The following is a 4,245-nucleotide window of genomic DNA, read 5'->3' as shown; positions in this document are numbered from 1 at the left end:
TCCTCGAGAGCGGTGGTACGACTGTCGAGGTTCCGGTTAAGTTTGATGTAAAAGGCATCCTTGGATTGCTTGCCCAAATGGGCCTCGCAAGCCAACTTGGTGGGAAGGTGCCAAACGTGGAGCAAATGGAGGTATTCGTAGCGTTGGACTCCACCAAAGTGAAATTCCTCGGCGACAAGGCTCGCCAAGCGCATTACTGGGCTAGAGGCTTTAACGATATGGGTACGGGGCCCGTCTTATATACCGCTCCAAATATCGGAGGCTGCGCCTCGGAGCTGTTTGAAATTGCCGACGTAATTGCATACATGTGCTCCCACGCGGCGCACGGGAAAGCCGAACAACCCTTCTTCCATGAATTGCTTTCCTCTGTGAGAAGCCAAATCAGACACGAATACAAATTGGAAATTTAATAAGCCGTCGAAAAAAGCAGAAACAGGGACCAGAAATAGGGACAGATTTTTTTCCATGGCGTGGCTTTTGAATCACCGCCTAAACCAACATACTGAATCGACGCGCTATTACTATTCGCTGACCATGCAATTATTCACTCATCGCTTAGGAAAACCCTGGCAGTTCGACCGCTAAACGAAGGTCAGAAAACGGTCCAGAAGCAGACGGTCACCTAAGATAAGTTTCGATCTCAAACGGCCTCCAATGCTTGACATTGGCCTCCGCAGCGGCGGGCGAAGCACGGAACATAACTTTTAGGACGTTGTACATTGACCTCTTTGAAGGAAATCTTTTAGCGCGGCCTGATAGAGCGTTAATGGTTGATTGTTCGCATTGAATAGGGCGAAGGGAATCATTGTGAGATGTGAGAACGACGTGGAGCTTATTGAATACGTTTTTTGCCTACAAACGCTGCGATCTTTATTCAGTATGAAATTAAACTTGAAAAGGTTTGGTCTTGTACACCAGCTAGGAATTAAACCAAGACTCAAGCCCGTTAAGTAATCTTGTGCGCAAGCGCCGCCAGATGAAAATTCTGAGATTTTTATTTCTAATGTAGGAAAAGTCGAAGCTGTAGGGTTTGAGCTGGCATCTTGCGCACTTGGAATAAATTTTAGTGTCGCTGCGTATGCGTCCTTGCCAAAGCGACTATCTTTCCATGGAGAGTTCATTTCGTAACTAAAGCTGAAGATATTTTCTTTTTCTTCGGGTTCAATGTGTTTGTTGATTGTCGGCTGCGACGAATAGGATGTGCAACCAGAACATAATATCGCAATGCTGATAGAAACAAGTCCATTTTCTATTAAGCGATGCATACTCAGCTTCCCCAACCATTAATTAGCCGACATATCTGTCGCTTGATAACTTATTGAATGCAACATAACGTCTCATCCAAACGCATGATTTTTGAATCAGAATAACAGAGGAGCCTGTACGCGCGACATCTGAAGGACGACAACGTGCTGACAAAAGTCCCGGATTCGATTCCACCGAACGCCATAGCTAGCTGATTTATTTATAGTTACTTGTAGGGGTACGCCAAATTTTCCACCGACTTCCAGACCCACGGAAAATCTAGTTCGGCTGACGGCTATCGTTCGTCTGGTGCCACCATACAAAACAAAGCCCTCGTAGAAATACGAGGGCTTTGTTGTTTCTACCGTTTGATCGTCAACGCAATCAGGGCGTCGATCAGTCGAAATCCGTCGACTCAGAAAGCCCTTCCCAAGCATCAATCTCCGCCTGAAGCCGCACAATCTTCTCCCGCACCAACCTCACCGCATCCTTACCCAACAACAAATGAACCGGCGGTTTCTCAGCCGCCACCAGGGTCAATAATGCCTGCGCCGCCTTGCGCGGATCACCCGCCTGCCGGCCACTCTTCTCTTCACGCGCCTTGCGAACCGGATCGAACACCGCGTCGTAATCACTCAACGCGCGACTCGAGCGGATCATCGAGCGCCCCGCCCAGTCGGTTCGAAACGAGCCCGGCGCCATGGCCGTCACGTGGATACCCAGGCTTTCCACTTCTTGGGCCAGTGCTTCACTGATGCCTTCAAGGGCGAATTTGCTGCCGCTGTAGTAGGCGATGCCCGGCAAGGTGATGAAGCCGGCCATGGAGGTGATGTTGACGATGTGCCCGCTGCCTTGCTCACGCATGCCGGGCAGAACCGCCTTGATCATGGCGACCGCGCCAAACACGTTGACGTCGAACTGGCGCTGCATTTCGGTCAACGGCGATTCCTCGAGAATCCCCTCATGACCATAACCGGCATTGTTCACCAGCACGTCGATCCGACCTGCTTCGCGCAGGATTTCGGCCACCAACGGATCAATTGCCGGGTAATCGGTGACGTCGAGCACAAATGCCTTGGCGCGATGGGCGTCCAGCGCTTCGAAAGCAGCACGCTCGGATTCACGCCGTACGGTGCCGACCACCGTATGCCCCGCTGCCAGTGCTGCTTGCGAGAAGGCCAGGCCGAAGCCAGAACTGACGCCGGTGATGAGGAAAACCTTGTGAACGTGGGTGTTCATGGTGCGCTCTCCAAATGAAAACGCCGTCGATAGTGATCGACGGCGTTGCGGACAGTCAGGTCAGGTCTTAGTGACCGGCGCTCTGCCCACCATCCACGTGCAGAATTTCACCAGTCACAAAGTTGGCGCTGTCGAGGTACACAACCGCCTGCGCGATGTCGCTGATTTCGCCCATGTGGCCGACCGGGTGCAGAGCGCCCAGTGCTGCGTGGGTTTCTTCACCGTGCATCGGGGTTTTGATGATGCCTGGGGAAACCGCGTTCACCCGAATACCGCGCTTGGCGTATTCGATGGCCAGGGATTTGGTCGCCGCGTTCAGGCCACCTTTGGTTAGCGAGGCCAGTACCGATGGCACGCCATCGATGGCGTGGTCGACCAGGCTGGTGGTGATGTTGACGACGTGGCCGCTGCCTTGTTTTTCCATCTCGTTGATGGCGAGTTGGGTGATGTAGAAGAAGCCGTTCAGGTTCACCGACAGCACATTGGCGTAGTCTTCAGCGGTGTACTGGGTGAACGGTTTGGCGACGAAGATCCCGGCGTTGTTGATCAGGGTGTCTACGCGGCCGAAGCGTGCGATGGCTTCGCGGATCACTTGTTGAGCGACTTCCGGGTTGCCGATGTCGCCGGCCACGGTGAGGATGTCCGGATCGGTGGATGGCTTGATCGAACGCGAAGTGGCGACAACTTTGTAATCCAGATCACGGAATGCCTTGACCATGCCTGCGCCGAGACCTTGGGAAGCGCCAGTGATAACGATGACTTTTTTCGAATTGCTCATGATGAACCTCTACTCATAAATGATGGTTTGAAAAGTAATGAATCAAGCTTCGGCGGGTTCCTTCGCCATTTGTCTCAACATCTGTTCGTAGTACTCGACCGACTGTGAACCGGACACCAGGTGACGGCCGTTAAGCACCATGGCCGGTACCGAATTGATGCCGTGCTGCTGGTAAAACGCTTCAAGTTCACGTACTTCTTTGGCAAACGCGCCGGACGCCAACACGTCTTGAGCCGCTGCCGCATCCAGCCCTGCTTCTGCTGCCAAACGGACCAGCGTCTCGCGATTGCTCGGGTTCTGGCCGTCGGTGAAGTAAGCGCGTAGCAGGATCTTTTTCAGTGCAACCTGCCGCCCTTCCTGCAACGCCCACAACAGCAACCGATGCGCATCAAACGTGTTGTAGAAGTGGCTGCGCTTCTCCAGATCGAAGGTGAAACCGATGGCCTCGCCGCGAGCGATCTGCATGGCTTTACCGGCGGCAACATCTTCGGCAGTGCGGCCGTATTTGCGCATCAAGTGCTCGACGGCTTTCTCGCCTTCCGGCGGCATGTTCGGGTTCAACTCGAAGGGCTTGTAGGTCAGCTCTACCGAGACCTCACCGGCCACGTTCGCAATCGCCTGCTCTAACGCCGTCGCGCCCAATGCACACCAAGGGCACACCACGTCGGAGATGAAATCGATGGAGACCGATGCAGTCACGACTTGCCCTCCTTCTCAGCCAGTTGCTTGCGGTACTGGGTGGTGGTGATGCCGGCGTAGCCCCAGTTATCGGTGTCGACTTCTTCGATCACGATGTGGGTCAGGTGCGGGTCTTTCTTGAGGACGCGCTCCAGTGTTTCAGTGATTTCAGCGATCACCTGAGCTTTCTGCTCAGAGGTAACGCCATCGCGGGTAATGCGTACGCTTACGAAAGGCATGAGGAAGATCTCCAGTGACCTGCTCATCGGGATGATGGGTAGGTGTTGGAGCTCAATGTAGGAGTT

General features: G+C 53.5%; 6 protein-coding genes. 1 reads left to right on the top strand and 5 read right to left on the bottom strand.

Annotated elements, in window-relative coordinates; translation table 11 throughout:
* On the top strand, positions 1-410 hold a 410-nt coding region (locus Q7W83_RS01240; RefSeq protein ID WP_473655567.1), incomplete at its 5' end, for a hypothetical protein.
* A gap of 294 nt (positions 411-704) precedes the next feature.
* Here the strand turns inward: Q7W83_RS01240 and Q7W83_RS01235 are convergent.
* The 5 genes from Q7W83_RS01235 to Q7W83_RS01215 form a co-directional block, all read right to left on the bottom strand.
* On the bottom strand, positions 705-1,265 hold the full coding sequence (locus tag Q7W83_RS01235) for a hypothetical protein (protein ID WP_473655566.1): 561 nt from the start codon (positions 1,263-1,265) through the stop codon (positions 705-707).
* 376 nt (positions 1,266-1,641) lie between these two features.
* Positions 1,642-2,484 (bottom strand): oxidoreductase, encoded by an 843-nt coding sequence (locus Q7W83_RS01230; RefSeq protein WP_473655565.1) that lies wholly within the window; start codon positions 2,482-2,484, stop codon positions 1,642-1,644.
* 67 nt (positions 2,485-2,551) lie between these two features.
* Positions 2,552-3,262 carry an SDR family NAD(P)-dependent oxidoreductase gene (locus Q7W83_RS01225; RefSeq protein WP_150631833.1) on the bottom strand — a complete coding sequence of 237 codons (711 nt, stop codon included), beginning with the start codon at positions 3,260-3,262 and terminating at the stop codon, positions 2,552-2,554.
* A gap of 42 nt (positions 3,263-3,304) precedes the next feature.
* Positions 3,305-3,961: a DsbA family oxidoreductase gene (locus tag Q7W83_RS01220; RefSeq protein WP_150631834.1), complete on the bottom strand. Its 657-nt coding sequence runs from the start codon at positions 3,959-3,961 to the stop codon at positions 3,305-3,307.
* Positions 3,958-4,179 carry a tautomerase family protein gene (locus tag Q7W83_RS01215; protein WP_008025002.1) on the bottom strand — a complete coding sequence of 74 codons (222 nt, stop codon included), beginning with the start codon at positions 4,177-4,179 and terminating at the stop codon, positions 3,958-3,960. Before Q7W83_RS01215 ends, Q7W83_RS01220 begins: the two co-directional genes overlap by 4 nt.
* Positions 4,180-4,245: the final 66 nt, after the last annotated feature.

Source organism: Pseudomonas sp. 300 (assembly GCF_055803035.1).
The sequence above is the reverse complement of the archived record's forward strand: the minus strand, read 5'-3'. Positions and strand labels throughout refer to the sequence as shown.